The 21,657-nt window shown below is 69.0% G+C and carries 26 protein-coding genes and 1 tRNA gene; 20 read left to right on the forward strand and 7 right to left on the reverse strand.

The annotated features are described in order from the left end of the window. Positions 1–60: 60 nt before the first annotated feature. The 3 genes from GV790_RS01745 to GV790_RS01755 form a co-directional block, all read right to left on the reverse strand. Positions 61–657, reverse strand: a complete 597-nt coding sequence (locus GV790_RS01745; RefSeq protein WP_163809679.1) for a hypothetical protein — start codon at positions 655–657, stop codon at positions 61–63. 219 nt (positions 658–876) lie between these two features. Continuing rightward, a complete protein-coding gene (locus tag GV790_RS01750; protein WP_163809682.1) occupies positions 877–1,074 on the reverse strand; it encodes a hypothetical protein in 198 nt (65 codons plus the stop codon). Positions 1,075–1,324: 250 nt separating this feature from the next. Beyond that, the gene (locus GV790_RS01755; protein WP_163809684.1) at positions 1,325–2,671 is read right to left on the reverse strand and encodes a lipase family protein; all 1,347 of its coding nucleotides are present in this window, start codon (positions 2,669–2,671) and stop codon (positions 1,325–1,327) included. Between the two features lie 188 nt (positions 2,672–2,859). On the opposite strand from GV790_RS01755, the gene GV790_RS01760 reads away from it, so the two are divergent. From GV790_RS01760 to GV790_RS01810, 11 genes are all read left to right on the forward strand, one after another. Beyond that, positions 2,860–4,062: a PucR family transcriptional regulator gene (locus GV790_RS01760; protein WP_163809686.1), complete on the forward strand. Its 1,203-nt coding sequence runs from the start codon at positions 2,860–2,862 to the stop codon at positions 4,060–4,062. Between the two features lie 111 nt (positions 4,063–4,173). Then, on the forward strand, positions 4,174–4,734 hold the full coding sequence (locus GV790_RS01765) for an RNA polymerase sigma factor (protein WP_163809688.1): 561 nt from the start codon (positions 4,174–4,176) through the stop codon (positions 4,732–4,734). Continuing rightward, entirely contained in the window at positions 4,725–5,342 is a 618-nt protein-coding gene (locus GV790_RS01770; protein ID WP_163809691.1) for an Asp23/Gls24 family envelope stress response protein, read from the forward strand. The genes GV790_RS01765 and GV790_RS01770 overlap by 10 nt, the downstream gene beginning before the upstream one ends. After that, the gene (locus GV790_RS01775) at positions 5,342–5,713 is read left to right on the forward strand and encodes an Asp23/Gls24 family envelope stress response protein (RefSeq protein ID WP_163809693.1); all 372 of its coding nucleotides are present in this window, start codon (positions 5,342–5,344) and stop codon (positions 5,711–5,713) included. The genes GV790_RS01770 and GV790_RS01775 overlap by 1 nt, the downstream gene beginning before the upstream one ends. Next, entirely contained in the window at positions 5,713–6,042 is a 330-nt protein-coding gene (locus tag GV790_RS01780) for a hypothetical protein (RefSeq protein ID WP_163809695.1), read from the forward strand. Before GV790_RS01775 ends, GV790_RS01780 begins: the two co-directional genes overlap by 1 nt. An 84-nt stretch (positions 6,043–6,126) precedes the next feature. Beyond that, entirely contained in the window at positions 6,127–6,612 is a 486-nt protein-coding gene (locus GV790_RS01785) for an Asp23/Gls24 family envelope stress response protein (protein ID WP_163809697.1), read from the forward strand. Between the two features lie 33 nt (positions 6,613–6,645). After that, complete coding sequence (locus tag GV790_RS01790; RefSeq protein ID WP_104359847.1) at positions 6,646–6,834, forward strand: hypothetical protein; 189 nt, start codon at positions 6,646–6,648, stop codon at positions 6,832–6,834. Next, a complete protein-coding gene (locus GV790_RS01795; protein WP_163809699.1) occupies positions 6,831–7,172 on the forward strand; it encodes an Asp23/Gls24 family envelope stress response protein in 342 nt (113 codons plus the stop codon). The genes GV790_RS01790 and GV790_RS01795 overlap by 4 nt, the downstream gene beginning before the upstream one ends. After that, a complete protein-coding gene (locus GV790_RS01800) occupies positions 7,169–7,708 on the forward strand; it encodes a DUF6286 domain-containing protein (protein WP_163809701.1) in 540 nt (179 codons plus the stop codon). Before GV790_RS01795 ends, GV790_RS01800 begins: the two co-directional genes overlap by 4 nt. Further along, positions 7,705–8,280, forward strand: a complete 576-nt coding sequence (amaP, locus tag GV790_RS01805) for an alkaline shock response membrane anchor protein AmaP (RefSeq protein WP_163809703.1) — start codon at positions 7,705–7,707, stop codon at positions 8,278–8,280. The genes GV790_RS01800 and amaP overlap by 4 nt, the downstream gene beginning before the upstream one ends. Positions 8,281–8,425: 145 nt before the next feature. Beyond that, positions 8,426–9,196, forward strand: a complete 771-nt coding sequence (locus tag GV790_RS01810; RefSeq protein WP_163809705.1) for an SIR2 family NAD-dependent protein deacylase — start codon at positions 8,426–8,428, stop codon at positions 9,194–9,196. 68 nt (positions 9,197–9,264) lie between these two features. Here the strand turns inward: GV790_RS01810 and GV790_RS01815 are convergent, their stop codons facing one another. Beyond that, complete coding sequence (locus tag GV790_RS01815) at positions 9,265–10,209, reverse strand: AraC family transcriptional regulator (RefSeq protein ID WP_163809707.1); 945 nt, start codon at positions 10,207–10,209, stop codon at positions 9,265–9,267. Between the two features lie 263 nt (positions 10,210–10,472). On the opposite strand from GV790_RS01815, the gene GV790_RS01820 reads away from it, so the two are divergent. After that, positions 10,473–11,033 carry a hypothetical protein gene (locus tag GV790_RS01820; protein WP_163809709.1) on the forward strand — a complete coding sequence of 187 codons (561 nt, stop codon included), beginning with the start codon at positions 10,473–10,475 and terminating at the stop codon, positions 11,031–11,033. Here GV790_RS01820 and GV790_RS01825 read toward each other — a convergent pair. Beyond that, a complete protein-coding gene (locus GV790_RS01825) occupies positions 11,000–12,298 on the reverse strand; it encodes a D-arabinono-1,4-lactone oxidase (RefSeq protein ID WP_163809711.1) in 1,299 nt (432 codons plus the stop codon). The two genes, GV790_RS01820 and GV790_RS01825, sit on opposite strands and share 34 nt — an antisense overlap. A gap of 66 nt (positions 12,299–12,364) precedes the next feature. Continuing rightward, a complete protein-coding gene (locus tag GV790_RS01830) occupies positions 12,365–13,039 on the reverse strand; it encodes a TetR/AcrR family transcriptional regulator (protein ID WP_280213744.1) in 675 nt (224 codons plus the stop codon). A gap of 111 nt (positions 13,040–13,150) precedes the next feature. Between GV790_RS01830 and GV790_RS01835 the strand changes: the two genes are divergently transcribed. Beyond that, positions 13,151–14,650, forward strand: coding sequence for an MFS transporter (locus GV790_RS01835; RefSeq protein WP_375139358.1), 1,500 nt, complete (start codon positions 13,151–13,153; stop codon positions 14,648–14,650). A gap of 181 nt (positions 14,651–14,831) precedes the next feature. Here the strand turns inward: GV790_RS01835 and GV790_RS01840 are convergent, their stop codons facing one another. Then, entirely contained in the window at positions 14,832–16,004 is a 1,173-nt protein-coding gene (locus GV790_RS01840; protein WP_163809713.1) for a lipase family protein, read from the reverse strand. Positions 16,005–16,325: 321 nt separating this feature from the next. Here GV790_RS01840 and crcB point away from each other — a divergent pair, with 321 nt between their 5' ends. From crcB to GV790_RS01875, 7 genes are all read left to right on the forward strand, one after another. Beyond that, a complete protein-coding gene (gene crcB / locus GV790_RS01845; protein WP_163809715.1) occupies positions 16,326–16,745 on the forward strand; it encodes a fluoride efflux transporter CrcB in 420 nt (139 codons plus the stop codon). A 31-nt stretch (positions 16,746–16,776) separates the two neighbouring features. Beyond that, on the forward strand, positions 16,777–17,133 hold the full coding sequence (locus GV790_RS01850) for a DUF190 domain-containing protein (RefSeq protein WP_163809717.1): 357 nt from the start codon (positions 16,777–16,779) through the stop codon (positions 17,131–17,133). Then, positions 17,130–17,492: a fluoride efflux transporter FluC gene (locus GV790_RS01855; protein WP_163809719.1), complete on the forward strand. Its 363-nt coding sequence runs from the start codon at positions 17,130–17,132 to the stop codon at positions 17,490–17,492. The genes GV790_RS01850 and GV790_RS01855 overlap by 4 nt, the downstream gene beginning before the upstream one ends. Before the next feature lie 47 nt (positions 17,493–17,539). Beyond that, positions 17,540–19,180, forward strand: a complete 1,641-nt coding sequence (gene pgm / locus GV790_RS01860; protein WP_163809721.1) for a phosphoglucomutase (alpha-D-glucose-1,6-bisphosphate-dependent) — start codon at positions 17,540–17,542, stop codon at positions 19,178–19,180. Then, a complete protein-coding gene (locus tag GV790_RS01865) occupies positions 19,170–20,510 on the forward strand; it encodes an MFS transporter (RefSeq protein ID WP_163809723.1) in 1,341 nt (446 codons plus the stop codon). The genes pgm and GV790_RS01865 overlap by 11 nt, the downstream gene beginning before the upstream one ends. 60 nt (positions 20,511–20,570) lie before the next feature. After that, complete coding sequence (locus GV790_RS01870) at positions 20,571–21,308, forward strand: DsbA family protein (protein WP_309138969.1); 738 nt, start codon at positions 20,571–20,573, stop codon at positions 21,306–21,308. A gap of 98 nt (positions 21,309–21,406) precedes the next feature. Further along, a tRNA-Ala gene (locus GV790_RS01875) sits at positions 21,407–21,479 on the forward strand. Positions 21,480–21,657: the final 178 nt, after the last annotated feature.

A 21,657-nucleotide genomic window follows, 5' to 3' on the forward strand; every position in this document is an offset into this window, starting at 1 on the left:
TTCTGGATCGGTGCGGCGAGGTAGCCCCGCCGGCCGGAGATACCAGCCGGCGTCCGGCACTCACCGCGTGAAATCGAGTCCGGCTCCGGCCAGGTAGGTGGCGGTGATGGAGCCGTCGGGGTGTTTGTGGCCGTAAGCGGCGATGACGGCGCCCGCGGAGATGTCGGCGACCTGGGAGCCGAACAGGACGTGGACCTTCGTCGCCGACGTGGTGCGGACGGTTGTCGTTGTGCCGAAAAGGCTTTCGATCTGCAAGGTGGCACCGTCGGTGGCGGCGACTCGGCCGACGGCGATCATCCGCCCCTGCGGACCGGTAGCGGGACCGGGTGCCGGCGCGGGGGCGGGTGTGCTGGGGGCCGGTGCGGCGGTGGCTCGCGGCGGGTCGACTTCGGGTGCCGGGGTGCTCGGGGCGCGATGGCCGGTGAACAGGGCGATGAGCACGGCCAGCAGCGCGACCACCGTGGCGGTTCCGCCGAGTAGCAGCGTGGAGTGAGTGCGTGGTGTGGCCGGGTACGGATCGCTGTGCACTGCCGCGTTGCCGGGATCGTGCGCCGGGGTCTTCGGATGCGCCCTTCGGTCGGCCGGGTCGGAGGCGTTCGCTCGCACGCCGGTCTGCGCCTGCGCGAGGCGGGACCACGGCGTACTCGACTGCGGCATAGATCACAGCGTAAGGGTGGCTTGACGGGGAGTATTGCCACAGGCGGTGAGTGGTGGTCGTCGCTGGGACGTCGCATTCCGCAGGGGCAGAACTGGATTCGGCGGTACAGGTACGTCGTATGCCGGGGGTCGGCTCGACAAGCGCTCGCGGCACGATCGGCCGCCGCGTATCGAGCTCATGAGTGCCGGGCCTCGTGGGTCGAGGGGAGCCGGTCGGTCTCAGCTCGCGGGACGCAGGATCCGCAGCGTGAAGAACAGGCCGAGGGCGAGGGCGACGGTGGCGGGGAGGGCGGTGCTCAGGGCTCCGGTCAGGGCGGCGATGCCGGCGGTGAAGATGAGGCAGGCGGCGATGGCCAGCAGCGCGGTGCCCCATTCCATGCCGACGATCCGGGCGGGTCGGTGGCGCAGTGCTGTCATGACCGGGGAGTACCCATGCTGTCCAGCAATCAAACCGTTATCGGCGCAGCGGTGTCCGTTATGTGCCGCGATCTGCGGTTTGTCCGGGCTGTTCGCTCGTCGCAATGCCATGATCGAGCCTTTCTCGGCGTTCATCCGCCCGCGCGGGTGGTCTACCGATAACGACCCGGCAACGCCGCCGATGGCACGCAGCAAACAACGAGACAACCGTCACGCCGGTGCGTCCCCCTCGTAGCGGGGGGATACGCGATCAGTGCTGGTGAGCGATCGGACGAGCAGTGAGCATCCGCACGATCTGGCCGGCGAATCGGCACAGGTCCCGGGCCGACCTGCGGTTGCCGGCAACCGACCAGACGTCCGTGGTGACGGGCGCGGAACGGGGGAACCCGGCGAAGCGGTCGGCGAGCCAATCCGCCATCGTCGGCGCGCCCAGGAATTCCAGCGGTAGATGCAGGGCGAGGCGGTCGCGCAGATAGTGCACCTCGGCGCCGGCCGCGCGATAACGGGCGACGAGCGCGTCCACGTCGGCGACGGCGATGACTTCGTCCGGGATCGCTTGCAGGATCAGCATCGGTATCTCCGGTGCGGTGGCGCCGGGCCGGATGTCGTCGAAAATCGTGCGCAGCTGCGGCAGTTGGACCAGTTCGGCGATACCGCCATGGCTGTTCCGGTCGATGCTCCGGCCGGCGAATCGCGCCAATAGCGCGAAGGTCGTGCGTGATTCGGCCTCCACGAGCAGCCGCAGATAGCGCGGGTACAGCCGGTCGGCCAGCATCGGCGCCAGTTCGGGGTAGGAGCGCCGCAATCCCGCGGTGTAGACCGCGGCGAACCCGGCGTACGCGGTGGCGTTCAGTCGGACGAACGCCGCTGCCGGATCGCCGACGGGTGAACCGGCGACCGCGCCGACGAGGTCGATCTCGGGCGCATAACCGGCGGCCACCTCCGCCGCCCACGCGGTGGCCAGCCCGCCGCCGGAATAGCCCCACAGCCCGACCGGCGTGTCCTCGGACAGGCCAAGTGGCGCGAACGACAGCGCGGCGCGGATCCCGTCCAGCGTGCGATATCCGGGTTCCCGGCCTGCGCCGAAGTGACCACGCATCCCCTCGTGATCCGGGACGGAGACGGCCCACCCGCGTGCGAGGGCGTGCGCGATGAGCGGGTACTCGAGCTGCGGAATCGCCCCGATCACCCGGGCGCCGTGCCGCAGCGCGTAGGACGGAAAGCAACTGGAGGCCACGGCGTCGATCGCGCATTGGAACGACACCAGCGGCCGCGGGCGCGCGGGATCCGCGCCGTGCGGCAGCAGCACGGTGGTCAACGCGGCCTCGGCCGCGCCGTGCCGATCCGAGGTACGGAACAGCAGCTGCCAGGCCTGCACGCGCTGCGGAATCCGGCCGAACCAGGCCACGCGCACGATGCGGGAGCGGATGACGGTTCCCGGTTCGGCGGAGGAGATATCCGGCGGCGGTACGCAGAACGGATCGTGTTCGACGCGCAGCGGTGGACCCGAGTGCGGAAAGGGATCCGCCGAACCAGCGTGTCCGCGGGCCCGGCGGTGCCCCTCACCCCCGGCGGGTAACGCCGCCTCGGTACTCATCGTGGCGATCCTTCCGAGGCGTGTGCGTCGACGAGGCAAATCTAGGTGCGCATCGCCGGTACCGTCACTACGCCGCAACCACCAACTCGCGCCACCGGACTAGTGTTCGGAGACAACTTCTCGGCTCCCGGTCCTCGCCGTGGCCGCAGGAATTGCCGATGGGGTAGGTGTAGGAGACAATCCGGCGCATGGTCGCCGCTCTACCACCGCTGGCCGCGAACGCCCCGATTCTGGACCGCATCGGCCGCGGATTGCCCGGGATCGCCGACCGCATGCTCGCGGCGGGGCTCGGCTCGACACCGCCCATCGCGGATCTGCCCGACGACCATTTCCGTGAGGTGGTTCCGGCCATTCTCGCCTGCGGCCGGGGGTTCCTTCGCGCTCTGCGGGAACGGCGGGAGTTCAGTGATGCGGAGCTCGCCTCCTACGTCGCACCGGTCGTGCGCCGACATGCCGAGGAACGAATTCCGTTGCGTCTGCTGATCGATGCGGTGCACGGTTCGGCTCAGCAGCTGCTCCGGGATTCGGCGCGTTCGGCGGCACCGGAGGAAATGGACGATCTCGTGGCGTTCGGCGCCCATCTGCTGGATCTGCTGCGCCGCATCAATCTCGTGGTGTACGAGGGGTATTCGGAAGTGGAGCAGTCGGTGTTCCAGCCGGACCGCGAGGCCCGTCGCGCGCTGTGTTCGGCTCTGCTGCACGGCCTTCCGGTCGCGGAGCCGGCCGCTCGCGCCGATATCGCGGTGGAGGAGCACTACCGCGTGCTCGCGCTGCGGGTACCGTCCGAGCACCATCCGCCGCCGCCGGTGGCGACACTGTTGGCCCAGCGCCGAGCCCGGGTCCTGCAATCGATCCTCGACGAGGTCGCCGGCCGTGCCGCCTTGCACACCTTCGACGGAACGGCGGGCGTCGTGCTGCTGCCCGGCGGGCCGGACGCGCGCGTCGAGCAGGTCACGGCTCTGATGGCACAGCGATTCGAGACCGCGGTCTACGCGGCGGACGGCGGCGACGTCGCGCCGGCGCAGCTGCCCGCCGCTGCCGGTGAGGCCACCGACCTCGCCGAGCTCGCGCACGCCCTCGGCCGCCCGGCCGGGACCTATCGCCTCGATGATCTGCTGCTGGAGTACCAACTGACCCGTCCGGGCCGGGCCCGCGACCGTCTGGCCGAACGCATCGAGCCGCTGTCGACCCGACCCCATCTGCTGGCCGCCCTCGACGCCTACCTGCGCCACGGCACCGACCGCAAAACTGCCGCCGCCGAGGTGCACGTCCATCCCAACACCTTCAGCTATCGGTTGCGCCGCGTCGCCGAACTCACCGGCCTCGACCCCGCCGATCCCGCCGACAGCCGGTTGCTCGCCGCGGCGCTCACCGTCGTCCGGGCCGGCTGACGCGCTGCCGGATCCCGCACCTCCCCAACTGTGACCACGATCACGGGATAATCGGCCGTGACGATTGCCCATTCCCGGGTGTCCAACACAGGAGCGGCGGAGGAGGTGGGTGTGACCGCGACCGAGACGACGACCGCGCCGGACGATGTGACCCTGGTCAGCAGATCCAAAGACGGCGATGTCCGGGCCTACGAGCAGCTGGTGCTGCGCCATCAGGGGCAGATGTTCCGGCTCGCGTCGAAGATGCTGGCCGACCGCGCCGAAGCCGAGGACGTGGTGCAGGAGGTCTTCCTCGCGGCGTGGCGGCGATTGGCTCAGCTCAACGACGACGCGGCCTTCGTCGGCTGGCTGTATCGGATGACGACCAACCGCTGCCTCAACGTCATCCGGGCCAGGCGCCCGCACGTCGAAGCGGATCTGGATCTGACCGAATCGCCGCGTTCGGATATCCAGCCCGAACACGCCACCCAGGTGAACACCCAGCTCGAAGCGTTGAATGTGGCGCTACAGGATTTGACGCCCGAACAACGGGCCTGCTGGCTGCTGCGCGAAGTGCACGGCCTGTCCTATGAGGAGATCGGAGACATCGTCGGCGCGAACACGACCGCGGTCCGCGGGCGCATCGCCCGTGCCCGAGCCCAACTGTCCGAGGTGATGAAGCCATGGCGGTGAACGAGACCACCGAGCAGGACTATGTCCTGCCGTGCGGGCGTGAACTGGAACAGGTGTGGGACCGGCTCGACGCGATCGAGGCGGGCCGCGCCGACGCCCATGAGCTGAACTGCCCGCATTGCGCGGCCGCCAGGGACAGTCTGCTGGCCTTGCGCGCCGCGACCAGGCAGATGATCGAGGAGCCCGAAGCGCCGCCACCGGATCTGGTGGGGCGGATCATGTCGGCGGTGCGCGCCGAGGTGCGTCGTGGTCGCACCCTCGACCTGCCGACGCCAGAGCCCGGCGCGGTGGAGGTGAGCGAGCAGGCCGTCAGCACGGTGCTGCGGTATGCCGCCGATTCGGTGCCAGGGGTACGCGCGCGGCGCTGCCGGGTGCGCCCGGCCGGGATCGGCGACGGCGGCGAGTATCTGGTGGATGTCGAGCTGGCGGTCGCGGTCCGCTTCGGTCCGACGCCGGTCTCCGAGCTGATGCCGATCGTGCGTGAACGCATCACCGCGGCGTTGCCCGCACGCATCGGCCTGACCCTGCACCGGCTGGACCTGACGATCGCCGACGTCTACCAGGACCCATCGGTGGATTCCGCGGCGGAACCCGGAGGTGAGCAATAGTGGCGGGTGCGGTGGCGGTACAGATCGAGCCGCCCGTGCTGGCGGCGGTCGCCGCGCATGCCGCCCTGTCCACCTCCGGGGTGGTGCGGTTGGAGCCGGGCGTGCGTGGTCTGGTGACGACGCTGATGCGGGCGGGCAGGCAACGCTGGCTCGGTACCGATCCGGCGCCCGCGGAGGGCGTGCGCGTGCGGCGCACGGAGCTGGGTCGGCTGATCGTGCAGGTAGACCTGGTGATCGCCGGGGATCGGCACGCGGGTGAAGTCGGGCGCGCGGTCCAGCGGACGGTCGCTCAGCGAGTGCGTGAGCAGACCGGGCAGGACGTTGACGAGGTCGTGGTGTCGATCCTCGATATCGAACCGGAGCAGCGGTGATGGCAGCAGAGGACGTCATCGACAAGATCATCGGGGCGGTCGAGGGCATCACCGGGCTGCGCCCTGCGACGCCGATCGTGCGGGAGAACGCGACCTGGTGGCCGTGGGATGCGCGCAAGTACGCCGTCGACCTCACCGAGCGTGCGGTGGTGGTCCGCGTCGTCGCCGCGACGTTGCCCCTGCCACCGCTGCTCGATCTGGCCGGGAAGGCGATTGGGCTGGTCCTGGCGGGTACTCCATGGGAGCGGGCCACGCTGCGACTGGTGGTCACCGAACTCGACGCGGCCGCTTTCACCGAGGAAGGACATGTGGGTCAGGTCACACCATGAGCCCGTGACGACTGCCCCGCCCGGGTGTCGAACACAGTGCGGGACCGAATCCGCTGCATCCCAAAGGAATCAGGAGGAACACCGATGACCGCCACCACCGACAAGACCACCACCAACAGCACCGCAGGCGAGCCCGCCGGCACCGAAAAGGCGCCCGCCAAAAAGGATCACGCCCTGGTGACCGATCTCGGCAGCACCACCATCTCCGACATCGTGGTGCAGAAGGTCGCCGGACTGGCCGCCCGCGAGGTGCGTGGGGTGCACAACCTCGGCGGCAGCGCCGCCCGCGCCTTCGGCACCATCCGCGATCGCATCCCCGGCGCCTCCGCCAGTATCGGGCAGGGTGTGTCGGTCGAGGTCGGCGAGACCCAAGCCGCCGTCGACCTGGAGATCGTCGTCGAATACGGCGTCTCCATCGCCGAAGTGGCCCGCGCGGTACGCCGCAATGTGATCACCGCGATCGAGCAGATGACCGGCCTGCAGGTGGTCGAGGTCAACATCAACGTCAACGACGTCTACATCCCCGGCGATGACGACGATGCCGACGCCCCGCCCGCGCGCGTGCAGTAACCGGCGACCGGACCCAGCGAAGAGGAGTCGATTGTGAACGCCACGACGATAGGCCTGGCAATAGGGATCGCGCTCGGGTTCGCCGCAGCCTTCGGCGGTTTCGGCGCATTCCTGACCGTGCTGGTATTCGCCGCGCTCGGTCTGGTGGTCGGCCGGTGGCTCGACGGCGAGCTCGACCTCGCCGCGCTGGTCCGGTCGGCTCAGGACAAGGGCAGGCGATGACGTCGGCCGCGGTCGGTGCCGACGCGGCCGGAGTCGAGTTGCCCGGCCGGACCACTGTCAGCGAACGGGCGGTGCGCCGGATCGCCGCGCACGCCGCCGGCGAAGTGCCAGGGGTGGATCGCGGCGTCAAGGTCGAGGCCACCGTCTCCGGTGACCGCACCGCGCTGGCGGTGCGGTTGCCGGTGCGCTACCCGCAGCCGGTGGGCCGGGTGACGGAGCAGTGCCGCGCGCATCTGCGTGAGCGCACCGCCGAACTGACGGGGATCACGGTCTCGAAGGTCGACATCGTCGTCTCCGAGCTGACCACCGAAACCGTTGCGGCCGGGAGGGTTCGATGATCCGCAGGCCGCGGCGCGCCTGGCCGGCCGTGGTCATCGCGGTGGCGGTGCTCGCGGCGTGCGTCGCGGTGACGGTGTCGCTGGTGCAGCGGCTGACCGGCACCAGGGAGTACGTCTCCTACGATTCGGTGGCCGATGAGCTGCACGGCATCACCTGGAACGAGCTGCCGGTGCTGATCGGCGGGATCGTGGCGCTGCTCATCGGGGTGCTGCTGCTGGTGATCGCATTGCTGCCGGGCCGGGCGAAGGTGTTGCCGTTGACCGGGCACGACGACGGCATGCAGGCCGGCGTCAGCCGCTCGGGGCTGCGCACGATGTTGCGTAGCAGTGCCGGCCGGGTCGATGGCGTGACCTCGGCACGGGTGAAGGTGCGCCGCGACACCGTCACGGTGATCGCGCGGACCGACCGCCACGACAATGCCGGGCTCGCCGACGCGATCTGCGAGACCGTCACCGACCGCGTGCAGCAACTCGGACGCCCGGTGAAGCGGGTGAAAGCGAAACTGCACGGACCCGAAGCCGGAGGACCTCGATGAGCAAGGTGAATCGGCCCGCCGCGGTGAACCGGGTGCTGATCGGGCTGACCGGACTGCTCTGCGCGGCAGCGGGCGGCTACGCGGTGGCCGCCTATTACGGGCAGCTGAACTGGGTCGATCCGGACTCGACGCTCGTGCCCGGCACGGCCGCCCCACCCACCTGGGTGTTCTGGGCGGTGATCGCCGGTGCGGTGGTCCTCGGGTTGCTGTGCCTGCGGTGGTTGCTCGCGCAGATCTTCCGGATGCCGAAATCGCAGACCTGGCGTTTCGACGCCGACGGCTCGGCCGGAAAGACGGTGATGGCCTCCTCGACGGTGGCGGCTCCGGTGGCCGACGATATCGAAGCCTTCGACGATGTGCGTTCGGCCTCGGCCTGGCTGACCGGCACCCGGTGGGCGCCGGAACTGCATCTCACAGTCACCGCGGAACCGCACGCGGATGTCGGGCAGTTGCGCCGCCGCATTCTCGATGAGGCCGTGCCTCGGCTGCGCCAGGCGCTCGAGCTCGAATCCATCCCGGTGAGCTTGGAGCTGGGCTTCGCCGATGCGGGGAAGAAGCCGCAGCTGCGCTGATGCGCTCATCAGCCGCGCTGATCGGCGCGAGCGCGCCATCGGGCACGGCGCGCGGCAGCGGCACCGGGCGACCGGTGACACGGCTCGGGGTGCGGCGGGGCCGAGCGTCCGCCGCACGCTGTGCCCGATAGCCTGACGATATGCAGTGTTCGCCGACGACACCGAACCCGTGGTGAGCGCGGACTGGTACACCCGTCCGGGCCGGATCGCGGTGCTCACCGGGGCCGGGATCTCGACCGATTCCGGGATCCCGGATTTCCGTGGGCCGCGCGGGGTGTGGACCGAGGACCCGATCGCGGAACTGCTGTCGACCTACGACAACTATCTCGCCGATCCGGACCTGCGCCGCCGCTCCTGGCTGGCCCGCCGCGACAATCCCGCCTGGCAGGCCAGACCCAATGCCGCCCATACCGCGTTGGTCGAACTCGAACGGGCCCGGCCGCTCACCATCATCACGCAGAACGTCGACCGGTTGCACCAGCGCGCCGGATCCTCACCCAGCCGGGTGATCGAGATCCACGGCAACATGTTCGACGTGGTCTGCGTCGACTGTGACTACACCTCCACGATGGCCGCGACGCTCGAGCGGGTCGCTGCTGGTGAGGACGATCCGCCGTGCCCGCGGTGCGGTGGAATCCTCAAGGCGGGCACGGTGATGTTCGGGCAGGCGATGGAACCGCGCACCATGCTGAAGGCGACGATCACCGCGGAATCGGCCGATCTGTTCGTGGCGATCGGCACCTCGTTGCAGGTGGAGCCCGCCGCATCGCTGTGTGCGCTCGCGGTGGACAACGGCGCCGACCTGGTGATCGTCAATGCCGAGCCGACGCCCTACGACCGCATTGCCACCGAGGTCATCCGCGAGCCCATCGGCGCCGCCGTCCCCGATCTCGTTGCCAGGATCCTGGGTTACTAGCGCCTCGGTCCTGCCGATCGTCCTCGCGTGGAAAGCGTTGCCGCCGAGACGGTTCGGATATCGGAACGCTATTCGCGAACGCTGCTCGGCGTCGATCCGAAACGCTGCCGGAAGGCGGTGCTGAAACTGCTCACCGAGCCGAAACCGAGTCCCAGGGCGATATCGGTGACACTGGTGTGCCGGTAGGCCGGGTTGCGCAGCCGGGCGTGTGCGAGCTGTAGCCGCTCTTCCCGGATGAGGTCGCGCGGGGTGGTGCCCGCCTGCTGGAGGGCGAGCTGGACCTGGCGCACCGACCAGCCGAGAGCCCGCGCGATCTGCGCGCTGGACAGCTCCGGATTGCCGGCGTGACGGCGAATGTAGTGCCGCACAGTCGATTCGACCTCGCCGAGGTGGCTGCCCGTGGTCGGTGCCGAGCCGAGGGCGAGCATGCAGATCAGATCGACCAGCCGCTCGGCCACCGCATCGAACTGGGCCGCGGTGAGCGCGCCGGCCTCCTCGTACAGTCCGGTCAGCATGGTCGCGGCCACCCGGCCGAGGCCGGTGCTGAGGTCGAGGGGGCGTGCGGGTGGTTCGGCACGGTTGAGCCGGTGCTGGATCTCGCGGCGCGGAATGGTCATGATCAGCCCGTGGGTGCCGCTGCACGCGGTGAACGACAGCGGCCGATTGATGGTGATCAGACTGCTCATCCCGGGCCGCAGCGAGCCGCTGCGTCCCTCGCTGCTCAGGTCGAAGCGCCCGGTGAGCGGCATGACCAGGCGATAGTCGTCATCGGGATCGGCGCGGATGTGGGTGGCCGCGCGGGTGTAGACGATCGGGTCGGATTCCCGGCCGACGATCTGATAGGTGTCGGTGCGGTGGCGCCGGATCCGGCCGTAGAAATCGGTGGCCGAGCCGAACTCGTAGCTCAAGCGCACACCCTGGAAGGAGTCGACCAGCTCGGCCCAGTAGTCGACACGTTCGCGAGGGTCCACGTCCGCCGTCGACGCCTCCTCGACTACCGCCTCACCTACCATCACAGACTCCGTTCCGTGCCGTGGGTGGACCGGGCCTCGGCTGTATCGCCCGTGCAGCCGAGGATATGTCGTCGACGTCCGGTTTCGGGCCGAGTCGCGCGGTTCGTTCTGCGCCGGAGCGCAAAGTTCGTGCGTTCGCCGACAACCGCGCGGGGGCCGGCATCACTACATTTTCGTCTGTCCGGCGTCCGAAGGGCGACGAGGGTCGCGCGGTAGGGGTATGGGTGAAGATTCTCAGTAGTCGTTGGCACTGTTTCGAATACATGCCGGTAGACCCCGGGCCCTGCGCCGTCGAGCTGGCACCGGCGTCGGTCGCGGTGGCGCGCACCTTCCACGACTGCCTACTACTGCACATCTATGTCGAGCCGGGCGAGCGCGGACCCTCGGGCGAGGTCGTCCGGGCGATCCAGGCGATGATCGCGCAGAGCGCGGCGGCCTATGTGGTGATCAACGGGTCTCCGGTGCTGCCGAGCGGCGCGGGCCGCGCCGCGATGTCCGGGCCGGATCTGCTCGCACATCTGGCCGACACCCTCGACCTCGTCGAGGAGATCGCCGAACGACTGGAGGAGCGCGGCGAACGCGTGCACCTGATGCCGTTCGGCTGGCGCCTGGAATGCGGGCGAGCGTGCGCGTTCGCCGGGCCCTGCGATGTCGTCCGGGTCGGTGAGCCCACACAGCTACGCCGGCGAATGCCCGGCCCATCCGCGATGCCCGCCACCTTCACCACCTTCGGCGCCACCCGGGCCAAGCCGTCCGGGTGGGCGACGATGCACCTGATACCGCCGCGACGTCAGCCGATCGGTCCGAGCACGCGGTCGAGATAGGCGTTGGCGAACACGCCCTTCGGGTCGAAGCGGCGGCGCACCTCGGCGAACCGATCCCACTCCGGGTACCTGCCACGCAGCGTCTGCGCGGTCTGGAAATGGCGTTTGCCCCAGTGCGGGCGGCCGTCGAAGCGGTCGAAGACCGCCTCGCAGGCCCGGAAGTACGGCTCGTAATCCATGCCCTGGTACATGTGCACGGCGATATAGCAGGTGTCGCGGCCGCCCGCGGGGGAGAGGAACGCGTCGTCGGGAGCCACCCAGCGCACCTCGATCGGCATCGGGGTGTCGTAGCGGGTGGACAGCTCCTTGATCGCGCGGATGGCCTCGGCCGAATGTTCGCGCGGGATGGCGTATTCCATCTCGGTGAAGCGGATCAGGCGCGGCGAGGCGAACACCCGATAGGACCGGTCCACCTGACGGCGGTAGCTGCCCGCATAGGCCGCGCCCCGGTGGATCCACGGCACCAGCCGCGGCTGCCTTCGGCCGAGTCGGCACAGCGCGTCGAAGGTGTAGTTGGACATCAGAATATCGGCGAACCAGTCCACCAGCGCCGGACGCGGCTGCTCGGTGAGATCGACCCGATTGTTGCGCTTGGTCATGGCGATCGGGCTGTGCGCGAACATGTAGAACTCGAAATGGTCGTTGCCCTCGACATAGGTGTCGAGGTCGTCGAGCACTTCCTCGACCGGCACCGGCCGCTCGATACCTTCCAGCACGAATGAGGGCACCAGCCGCAACGTCATCGCGGTGATCACGCCGAGTGCGCCGAGATTCACCCGGGCCGCCCGCCAGCCGTCCGGATCGGATTGTTCGTTCAGCTCGACGACACTGCCGTCCGGGCGCATCAACTCCACCGAATGCACTGCGGCCGAAAGGTTTTGCAGGGTGGCACCGGTGCCGTGGGTCGCGGTGGCGGTGGCTCCGGCGATGGTCTGGGCATCGATATCGCCGAGGTTGGGGAAGGCCAGCCCGTGGTTGTGCAGCGCCGGGCTCGCGCCGTGCAGGGTGATACCGGCCTCGACCCTGGCCAGGCCGTTGTCGCGGTCGACGTCGAGCACCCGGTTCATCCGCGACAGATCCAGCAGCAGCCCGTCGGTGAGGCAGATGTCGGTGAACGAATGCCCCGAGCCCGCGACGCGCACCTGCTGCCCCGCGTCCGCCGCCCGGCCCACTAGGTCCGCCAGCTCGTTGCGATTGCGCGGAGCCGCGACGGACGCCGGCACGCACTTCTGATCGCCGGCCCAGTTCATCCACGAATTGGTCACATGTCCAACTGTAAGGGATGGATTGTGACCTGCGCTACCCGCGGTGCGATTGCTAGCGTGCTGGGATCAGCGGCGGCGGCCGGTGCACAGGGCGGCCTTGGCCTGCTCGACCTCGTTGTCGTCGAGCGGCGGAATCGACAACGGCCGTCGCGGCACGAGTTCGGTGCGCACGCCGTTGAGGGCGAGTGCCATGTAGCGCCGCCACACCTGGTCGTTGACCGGTCGGGCGAACTCCGCCAGCCCGTCGACCATGTGGACCATCGCGAAGAAATCCGACGCCACGACATCGGGTTGCAGCGCGCCGGCCTCCCTCGCGCGATCGACGATCCTGGCCACGACCGGCTTGATCCGATCGCGGACGCAGCTGAACTGCTCGAGATCGTCTTCGAATTCCAGCATGACCTCGCTGAACCCGCGATTGGTCGCCATATGTCTGCACGCGTACTCGAAGAAATCGACCAGGCCCTGCCACGGGTCCGGGTGGCGGACGCATTCCTCTGCGGTTTCGGCGAATTCGTCGAGGTGCTGCTGGAAGACCTCGGAGATGAGCTCCTTCTTGTTCGCGAACCGGCGGTAGACCGTGCCCACGCCGACCCCCGCGCGCTCGGCGACATCATCGAGGGTGATCTCGAGTCCGTGGTCGGCGAACAGCTGGCGCGCGGCCTCGACGATGCGCTGCTGATTGCGTGCGGCATCGGCGCGCAAACGCCGGGTCGGAGGCATGGTCGTGGCGGGATTCACACCCTCATGCTATCAGCGGCGGGATTAAGTGGAGACAGCTCCTCCGTTACTGTGGTAGCGTTCCAGCTAACCGGAGGAACCACCTCCGTTTATTTTTCACCGAGGGGCGACGTGACCACCACCATCGAACGCGGGCCGGACCCGCAGCAAAAACCGACGTCAGGCAGGCGTGGCTCGCACGCACTGCGCTGGTGGGTGCTCGCCGTCCTCGGCGTCGCCCAGCTCATGGTCGTGCTCGACGCGACCGTGGTGAACATCGCGCTTCCCGAGGCGCAGCGAGATCTCGGCTTCGGCGACGCCGACCGACAATGGGTCATCACCGGCTACGCGCTGGCCTTCGGTAGCTTGCTGCTACTGGGTGGCCGGCTCAGCGACCTGTTCGGCAGGCGCAACACCTTCATCGTCGGCCTGGTCGGCTTCTCGGTGGCCTCCGCGATCGGCGGCGCGGCCACCAACTTCGAGATGCTGGTCGGCGCCCGCATCGGCCAGGGTGTGTTCGGCGCGCTGCTGGCGCCCGCGGCGCTGTCGCTGCTGACGGTCACCTTCACCGAACCGTCCGAACGGGCCAAGGCCTTCGGCATCTTCGGGGCGGTCGCCGGTACCGGCGGCGCCATCGGCCTGCTGCTCGGCGGCGTGCTCACCGAGTGGGCCTCGTGGCGCTGGGTGATGTTCGTGAACTTGGCCTTCGCCGCCGTCGCGCTGGTCGGCGCGGTGCTGCTGCTGGCCAAGCACACCGTCACCGAACGGCCGAAGCTCGATATCCCGGGCACCGTCGTGGTCACCGCCGCGTTGTTCGGCATCGTCTACGGCTTCTCGCACGCCGAGACCGACGGCTGGACCAACCCGGTCACCCTGGCCTTCCTGTTCGGCGGCGCGGCGCTGCTTGCGGTGTTCGTCTGGCTGGAAACCCGGGTCGCCAACCCGCTGCTGCGGCTGCGCGTCGTGCTCGATCGCACCAGGGGTGGATCGTTCCTCACCGTGTTCGTCATGGGCATCGGGATGTTCGCGATCTTCCTGTTCCTGACCTACTACATGCAGCTCACCCTCGGGTACTCGCCGATCACCACCGGTGTGGCGTTCCTGCCGATGGTGGCCGCGATGATCGTGTCCTCGACCACCACACCGTCGCTGCTGCTGCCGAAGCTGGGGCCGAAGGTCGTGGTCAGCGCCGGATTCCTGATCGCCGCGGCCGGTATGGCGTGGCTCACCCGGATCGGCCTGGACACCGGCTACACCACCCACATCCTGCCCGGCCTGATCCTGATGGGTCTCGGTCTCGGTGGAGCGATGGCGACGGCGTTCCAAGGCGCCACGGCCGGGGTGCACCACGAAGATGCGGGCGTCGCCTCGGCGACGATCAACACCAGCCAGCAGGTGGGCGGCTCGATCGGCACCGCGCTGCTGAGCACCATCGCGGCCTCGGCGGCCAGTGACTACCTGGCCGGCCGGACCCCGGACCAGCTCACCATCGCGCAGTCGGCGATCGAGAGCTACACCACCAGCTTCTGGTGGGCCACCGCGATCTTCGTGATCGGCGCCGTGGTGACGGGCGTGCTGCTGCCCAACACCGCGCCCGCGCCGGCCGAAGGGGAGTTGGTGCTCGCGCACTGATCGTTCGCTCGAAAGTACTGCCGCTCGTAGGGCTTCCGGCTCGGCGGGCGGCAGTGCTGTATCGGTCGCTCGCCGACGAGAGTCGTCGCTCGTGTTGCGTCGTCGCCGGATATCCGCGGTGCGAGCAGTGGCGCACGGCGGTGTGGTTCGATAATCGGCGGGGCGGCGGTAGCGGGGGAGCTCAGCAGTTCTGCGGCGGTGGTGCCCCGGCGAAACGGCCCTCCAGAAAGTCGAGCGCTCGCAACGCGCCCGGCAGAACCGCGCCGGAATGGTCGGCGCCGACGAGCAGATCCAGCTGCACCGGAGTGCCTGCTGCGCAATAGCGTTCGGCCGTCCGCCGCACCGGCGCCACCGAGATCAGGTCGGCCGTGCCGTGCCATAGATACAGCGGAGCGGTGGGAATACCGGTGAAGGTCTCCAGACTGTTGTCCCGCAGAATCGGTGCGGCGGCGGGATCCTCGGTGGGTGGTTCGGTGAAGACGTCATCGGTGGCGACGCCCGCTGCGGCCCGGATGATCTCGTCCGCGCAGGCGTCGTCGACGCGATCGAGCAACGCCTTCCCGGCAGGATTGAGATACCGATCCAGGGAGACCGCCGGATACTCGCGAGCCAGACCGACCGCCGCCGCGAAACCGAGACCGAACATCGGATTCGGCCGATCGCCGAGATCACCGGCCAGCGCACCCAGATTCATCGGTACCCCGCCCGCCGCCGCGCCGGCGATGGGCAGTTCAGGCGCGTAGTCCGGGGCAAGGGCGGCGGCGAAGCCGGTGGCCATGCCGCCACCGGAGTAGCCGGCCAGCGCCACCGGACTGTCGTCGAGTCCGGCCGAATCGAACTGCCGGACCGCGCGAATCCCGTCCAAGGTGATCCGCCCGCCCAATTGCGCGGCGCCATAGGCACTGTCCGGGCCGAGGTGATCGGGCACCGCGACCGCCCAGCCGCGAGCCAACAGCAGATTCACCGCAGGCGCCTCGCGCAGCGTCCCGGCGAGCAGCGAATGCGAAGGTGCGCAGCGTGGCCCGAGCGAGTTGACGAACGGCTGATACGACACCAGCGGCCGGTCCGGCACCTCGCCCGCGGGCACAAGCACCGTGGTCACCGCGGCAATCGGCTCCCCGCGCGAATCCGTGCTGCGGAAAGCCAACTGCCAGGCGGTGGCACCGGCGAATCCGGCGGCGCTCACCTGCCTGCTGCGAATCACCGCCCCCGGCCGATATTCGCCGATATCGGCGGGCGCCGAGTAGAAGGATTCGCCTTCGGTCGCCGGGTGGACGGTCATCGTCACGGCGGGATTGCCGCCCAGTGCCAGCACGGACGCGACGAAGAGCGCGAGGGTCAGACGGCGGATCATCAGACTCGCCCGACGCGCCGGAGAATGCCGTATGCTCAACGTTTGCTCGGGTGCGGCGTGGCGCTCGGACCGGTGCCGGCGTCGCCGTATTCGTGAACTCCGCGGTGCGGCCATCACCGACTCCGAGACGAGGCTGTGGACTGCGTCGGGTCTTCGGCGAAGACCTCAGTCGATTCGTACTGCGCGCCGGTCGGTGTGTCAACGAGGGGCGCCGCCCGAGCAGTCGCGCCGTCGGCCGGTGCCGTTGCCGCCGATAGCGTCACGGTGGACGCCGGGGCGCCGGCGCGGCCGGTCATCGGGCTCGGACAGGAGGTTGGGGACGTGTCATCGCGGGCCGAAGCCCGGATCGCCGATCCGCGGGTACTGCTCGTCGTGGCGCTCGGCGGCGGGCTCGGTGCGCTGGCGCGCTACGGTTTCGCGGTCTGGCTGCCGACGCGTCCGGATGGGTTCCCGGTGGCGACGTTCGCCGTCAACGTGATCGGCTGTGCCGCGATGGGAGTGCTGATGGTTCTCATCACCGAAGTATGGGTAGCCCACAGGCTGCTGCGCCCATTCCTCGGCGTCGGTGTGCTCGGCGGATTCACCACCTTCTCCACCTACAGTGCCGAGATTCGTACACTGCTCGAATCGGGTGCCGTCGGTATGGGGCTCGGCTATCTCGGTGCCACGATGGTGACCTGCCTGGCGGCAGTGGTGGCGGGGATGGCGGCTGCGCGGTGGGTAACTGGAAGTGTGCGGTGAACAAGGTGAACGGCACGGAAGGGGGTCAGCGATGACCGAGGCGATCGGCGGTGCGGGGCAGTGGGCGCACGCCGCGCGGCTGGTACTGCTGCTCGGCGAAGACGCACGCTGGCGGCACGGGCCGCTGTACCACGAGATCGTTCGCCGGGCCCGCGACGGCGGGCTGGCCGGTGCCAGCGTGTGGCGTGGTGTCGAGGGTTACGGCGCGTCCTCCCGGATCCATACCGTCCGGCTGCTGGACCTGGCCGAACAACTACCGGTGATGGTGATGATCGTCGACGATGCCGCGCGGTTGCGTGCTTTCGTCGACGACAACGCCGAGTTGTTCGACACGGTGACCGTGACCTTGTCCGATGTCGAACTCTGGCAGCCGGCGGTGCGCCGATGACGGCCATCTGGGTGGTGGTGGGCGGAATGCTCGGCGCCCCTGCGCGATACCTCATCGATCGCGCCGTCGCGGCCCGCTGGGATTCCATGCTGCCTTTGGGGACGTTGACCGTTAACATTGTCGGTTCGGCGCTGCTCGGTGCATTGATCGGGGCGGGGGCGAACGGCTGGCTGCTGGCGGGCGCGGGAACCGGATTCTGCGGTGCGCTCACGACCTTCAGCACGTTCGGCTTCGAGACGATCAGGTTGGTGTCCGACGGTGCGTACGGCTACGCCCTCGGCAACATCGTGCTGAGTGTCGCGACCTGCCTGGCCGTGGTGTTCGCCGCCGCGTCCGTGACCGAATGGCTGTTCACATGATTCTGATGACGAGCCGGGCACAGCCGACCCGGAAGGGAGATCCCAGCATGGCGCACGATCGAGCCGGACGGCCCGCACGCCCGAGCGACCTGGTGGACGTCCCCGGTCTGGTGACCGCCTACTACACCCGTATCCCGGATCCGGCCGAGCCGGCGCAGCTGGTGGCGTTCGGCACCTCGGGCCATCGCGGGTCCAGCCTGGACACCACCTTCAACGAGGCGCACATCCTCGCCATCACCCAGGCCATCGTGGAATACCGCGCCACCCGGGGCATCACCGGTCCGGTCTATCTGGCTCGCGATACGCACGCCCTGTCCGAGCCGGCCTGGACCACGGTGCTCGAGGTGCTCGCCGCCAACGGTGTCACCGCGATGATCGATTCGCGCGACCGCTACACCCCGACGCCTGCTCTCAGTCATGCCGTGCTGCGCCACAATCGCGGCGGCACCAAGCATCAGGCCGACGGCATCGTCGTCACGCCCTCGCACAACCCGCCGCGCGACGGCGGCATCAAGTACAACCCGCCGCACGGCGGTCCCGCCGACACCGTCGCCACCGACGCGATCGCCGAGCGCGCCAACGAACTGCTGCGCGGCGGCCTCGCCGAGGTCGAGCGCGGCACCCTCGCGCAGGCCATGCCCACCGTCGAGCGCTACGACTATCTCGATCACTACATCGCCGATCTGCCGAGCGTGCTCAACCTCGACGCCATCCGCGGCGCGGGCATCCGGCTCGGCGCCGACCCGATGGGTGGGGCCAGCGTCGACTATTGGGAGGAGATCGGTCAGCGCTACGACCTCGAGCTCGAGGTGGTCAACCCGCTGGTCGATCCGACGTGGCGGTTCATGCCGCTGGATTCCGACGGCAAGATCCGGATGGACCCGTCCTCCCGGTTCGCGATGAACTCGCTGGTGTCGATCAAGGACGACTACGACATCTCCACCGGCAACGACGCCGACGCCGACCGCCACGGCATCGTCACTCCGGACGGCGGGCTGATGAACCCCAATCACTTCCTCGCCGTCGCCATCGAATACCTCGTGCCCAATCGAATGGGCTGGGACGCGCTCACCAAGATCGGCAAGACCGTGGTGACCTCGTCGATGATCGACCGGGTGGTGAGTGTGCTCGGCCGTGACGTGCACGAAGTGCCGGTCGGGTTCAAATGGTTCGTGCCCGGATTGTTCAGCGGCAGCCTCGCTTTCGGCGGTGAGGAGAGCGCGGGCGCCTCGCTGTTGCGGATGGACGGCAGCGTCTGGACCACCGATAAAGACGGCATCGTGCTGGCCCTGCTGGCCGCGGAGATCACCGCCGTCACCGGGCAGAGCCCGTCGGCGCGGTACGTGGAACTCGAGCGCCGCTACGGCAGCCCCGCCTACGCCCGCGTCGACGCACCCGCCACCGCCGAGCAGAAGAAGCTGCTGGCCGAACTGGCCCCCGAGCAGGTGAGTGCCTCCGAGATCGCCGGCGAACCGATCACCGCGGTGCTCACTCGCGCGCGCGGCAACGGCGCGCCGCTGGGTGGGTTGAAGGTCACCACCGAGAACGCGTGGTTCGCGGCACGCCCCTCGGGCACCGAGGACAAGTACAAGATCTACGCCGAGTCGTTCCACGGTCCCGAGCATCTCGAGCAGGTGCAAGCGGCCGCCGAGGAACTGGTGGGGCAAGCTCTATCGGGTGACCGCTAGTTCGAAAGCTCTACCCCGCGAGATCTGGGTCCTGGTCGGGGCCGCGTTCGTCATCGCCATCGGATTCGGCCTCGTCTCGCCCGTGCTGCCGCAGTACGCGCGCAGCTTCGGCGTCGGTTTCGCGGCGGCCTCGGCGATCGTCAGCGCGTTCGCCCTGATGCGGCTGCTGTTCGCGCCGATGAGCGGACGGCTGGTGCAGAAGCTCGGCGAGCGCTGGGTCTACACCAGCGGTCTGCTCATCGTCGCGGTGTCGACCGGCGCCAGCGCCTTCGCGCAGACCTACTGGCAGCTGCTGGTGCTGCGTTCGGCCGGTGGTATCGGCTCGACCATGTTCACGGTGTCATCGCTGGCCCTGCTGATCCGGATGTCGCCCTCGGACCAGCGTGGCCGCATTTCCGGCCTGTGGTCGACCAGCTTCCTCATCGGCTCGCTGGCCGGGCCCTTGATCGGTGGTCTGCTGGCCGAGTTCGGGCTACGCGCGCCGTTTTTGATCTATGCGATCGCGTTGCTCATCGCCTGTGCCGTTGTGTACTTCAACCTGCGCAATTCGCATCTGGCCGCGCCGGAGACCGCGGAGACCGCGCCGGCGAGCATGAGTTTCCGCGACGGGCTCGCGCGGTCGGAATACCGGGCGGTGCTGTGGTCCAACTTCGCCAACGGTGCCGCCGTGTTCGGTGTGCGTATGGCGCTGGTGCCGCTGCTGGTGGTCGAGGTGCTGGAACAGCCTGCAGGCATGGCGGGGGTGGCGTTGACGGTGTTCGCGGCGGGTAATGCCGTGGTGCTGTTCTTCTCCGGTCAGCTCTCCGACCGCTTCGGCCGCAAACCGTTCCTCATCATCGGCACCACCGTCTGCGCGATCGGCACGGCCGGCCTCGGTGTGGCGCCCGACGTGCTCTGGCTGCTGGTGTCATCGTTCGTCGCCGGACTCGGTTCCGGCATGTTCACCCCGGCGCAGCAGGCCGCCGTCGCCGACATCATCGGCCCCAAGGTGCGCGGTGGGCCGGTGCTTGCCGGGTTCCAGATGTCGGCCGATCTGGGCGCGGTGCTCGGCCCGATCGTGGTCGGTTTCATCGCCGAGCGGTTGAACTTCGGAGTGGGCCTGGCCGTCACCGGTGGGTTGTTGGCCGTCGCCGCGGTGGCCTGGCTGGTGGTGCCCGAGCCGATGCGGCGCGGCGAGGTGCGGGTGGAGAAACGCATCGAGACCGTCGACGAGGAAGCCGATCAACTCGCGGCGCCCTGTACCTGTGACGGCGGGCCGGGCGGGGGAGTGGCGGCGAACTCCGTCGAGCAGGTCGTGCACGCCGACAGTGAGGCGAAGGGCAGGCGATAGAACTCGCCTGTGCGGCGGGTGCGGCAGCCGCCGGCCCGGACTCGAGGCAAAGTGGTTCGGGTGAGCACTTCGCCGTCGAACTACACGCCCCGGCCGATGTCCAGCAAGACCACCTATGCGCTGGGCGCCGTCGCGCTGGTCCTCATCGGGCTGCTCGTCTTCCTCGCCTACCGCTGGATGGACGATGAGGCCGAGATCCGCAACGACGGCTACGGCACCGTCCGCGACGCCGCGGTAGTGACCGCGGTCCAGCCCGACGGCGCCATCGTGCTCGGCCGCCCCGGCGTGACCAAGATCATCGACGTCTTCGAGGACCCGCTGTGCCCCGGCTGCGGTGCGCTCGAGCACATCTTCGGCCAGGAAATCGCCCAGAAGCTCGACGAAGGCAAACTCGCCATCCGGTACCGCTTCGTCAACTTCCTCGACGACAAATCCGGCAGCGGCGACTACTCCACCCGCGCCATCGCGGCCCTGCAATGCGTCGCCGCCGACGGCTCCGGCCCCACCTACGCCGCGTTCCACGACGCCCTGTTCACCACCCGCCAGCCCAAAGAAGGCGGCTCTGACCTCAGCAATGACGATCTGGCCGCCCTCGCCCGGGACACCGGAGCCACCCCGGCCGCCGCGGACTGCGTCACCACCGGCGCCCGCCTCGACGCCGCCAAGATCAACGCCGTCAAAGCCGACGCCGACCTCACCACCCTCCTCGACGACGACGCCGCCACCCCCTCGGTCTTCGACGGCACCACCAAGATCGACGTCGGCAACCAGGACTGGGTCGCCGACCTGGCCCCCTGACCAGCCGTTCAACCCCCGTATCGAGGCGATTTGGTTCCCGGTCCCCACGTGGTGTAACTTCGTTCAGGCAGCCGGGGAACACCGGCGGCACACCACTCGGGGCTATGGCGCAGCTGGTAGCGCACCACACTGGCAGTGTGGGGGTCAGGGGTTCGAGTCCCCTTAGCTCCACTCCACTCGATACAAGGCTCATGCTCATGAAGAGCGTGAGCCTTGAGTCGTTTTGTCGTGTTCATGGTGCAGCGCGTACCGCTTGTCGGACCAGTCGAGGCGGAACTCGTCGATACGCTCGACCGCGCCTCCGGCTGTCTCGTTTCCTCGAGGGAATGGGGAGGCTTCGCATACCGAC

Source organism: Nocardia cyriacigeorgica, assembly GCF_010858045.1.
In the GTDB taxonomy this organism is placed as follows: Bacteria; Actinomycetota; Actinomycetes; order Mycobacteriales; family Mycobacteriaceae; genus Nocardia; species Nocardia cyriacigeorgica_E.